Origin of the sequence: Methylobacterium nigriterrae, from assembly GCF_037106235.1 — a bacterium.
Lineage (GTDB): Bacteria > Pseudomonadota > Alphaproteobacteria > Rhizobiales > Beijerinckiaceae > Methylobacterium > Methylobacterium nigriterrae.
Genome location: NZ_JBAWTG010001039.1, coordinates 1 through 255 on the forward strand (window position 1 = coordinate 1; position 255 = coordinate 255).

At 71.0% G+C, this 255-nt stretch carries 1 protein-coding gene; it reads left to right on the forward strand.

Annotated elements, in window-relative coordinates:
• On the forward strand, positions 1-255 hold a 255-nt coding region (locus WDW90_RS40155; protein ID WP_336493123.1), incomplete at both ends, for a hypothetical protein.

Consider the following 255-nt stretch of genomic DNA (forward strand, 5'->3'; position numbering starts at 1 on the left):
GGCGATCGCTTCGCGCTCTCGAGCGGACCGTTCCGCGAGATTGCCCGCTCCGAGCGGTACCGGCAGGAGACCTCGCACGTCACAGACTCTTACGCCTGGAGGGACCTCGGAACCCCCGCCAGGATCATCGCCTGCGCGCTGGCCGGCCTCGTCGGCATCGCGCTCGGCGGCATCGGCACCGTCAATCACCAACTCGTGCTCTCGGTGGGCGACGCGCGCCTGCCGAGCGGCGTGACCGTGGCGCTCGTCCTCGTC